At 57.0% G+C, this 1338-nt stretch carries 1 protein-coding gene; it reads right to left on the reverse strand.

The genetic code is table 11. The annotated features are described in order from the left end of the window. Positions 1–233 precede the first annotated feature (233 nt). On the reverse strand, positions 234–1253 hold the full coding sequence (locus J7394_RS22775) for an IS110 family transposase (RefSeq protein WP_209256245.1): 1020 nt from the start codon (positions 1251–1253) through the stop codon (positions 234–236). Positions 1254–1338: the final 85 nt, after the last annotated feature.

A 1338-nucleotide genomic window follows, 5' to 3' on the forward strand; every position in this document is an offset into this window, starting at 1 on the left:
TGTGTGGATGGCTCCTGCATTACAAGAGATTTCTGTGATTGCGATGGTCTGTCAGTACAGTCGTGTGTCCGGCCTGTTTGTGTGGCGGTTGCCACTGGCCCTGATGAGTTCCGCGAGCAAGGTTCCTATCGGCTAAACGACCTCAAGGGCCGCGACCTTCGTCGGAGTGTCCTTACTCTTGGTTGACTTCATTTCGCATCATCACATCAATCGTCTTGTATCTCTCGGCAGGATCAAGCGATCGGCTGCCGGTATTCCTCCTGTTTCGTCAGTAGCGCCCAGATGATCCGAGCGGATTTGTTGGCCATGGCGACTGTCGCCAGCCGGAAGGGCTTTTCGTCTAGAAGCTTCGCAGTCCAGGTGTCGGCTTTCTCTGGGCTGTTCTTGGCCATGAGCGCGCGCGACGTCATTCCGATGATCAGCAATTTTCGGATGTAACGGTCACCTTTCTTTGTGATCCGCCCGAGGCGCTCTCGGCCGCCGCTGGATTTGTTCAGCGGTGTCAGGCCCAACCAGGCGGCTAAATCGCGGCCGGTCTCGAATTGTTTTGCATCGCCAATGGTGGCGACAACGGCCGAAGCCGTGATCGGTCCGATCCCCGGCATGCGCATCAACCTACGTGCATCGGCTTCCAGCCATGCATGTTGTTCGATCAGTTTGGTCAGCCCATCAACCCGCACATTGAGCCCGTTCAGTTGATGACACATCACGCCAAGAATGCCGTCCGCGATCTCGGGCATTTCCAACTGGTCTTCGGTACCGTGCTCTCGCGCGAACTTGGACACAGCTTCTATACCCGTCGGTAGGATATGTCCAAATTCCCGGAGGATACTGCGGATCATGTTTACGACCTGGGTGCGCTGCTTAACGACCAGATCTCGGGCGCGGTGTATGGCAAGAACGGCCTGCTGGTCTTCGGATTTGATCTCGACGAAGCGCATGGTCGGGCGACGCACTGCTTCGCAGATCGCTTCGGCATCGGCTGCATCGGTCTTGCCGCGCTTCACGTAAGGTTTGACGTAGGCTGCTGGCATGAGCCGAACGTCATGGCCGAGCTCACGCAACTTGCGTCCCCAGTGATGGGATGACCCGCAGGCCTCCATCCCAACCACACAGCGCGGCAATGTCTCGAAGAAGGCGATCAGCTTCGCGCGTTTGATCTTCTTGTTGATGATCCGACGCCCCGTGGCTGAAACACAGTGCACCTGAAAAACGTCCTTGGCCAAATCCAGGCCCACAGTCTTTACTGTCATTGGGTGGCTCCTTTCCTAGCAGTCGATGACAACTGCACTTTGGCACGTTCGATGCCGGTGGAGCAGGAGCCATCCACCTCATCCG

The organism is Ruegeria sp. R13_0 (assembly GCF_017743995.1).
Taxonomy (GTDB): domain Bacteria; phylum Pseudomonadota; class Alphaproteobacteria; order Rhodobacterales; family Rhodobacteraceae; genus Ruegeria.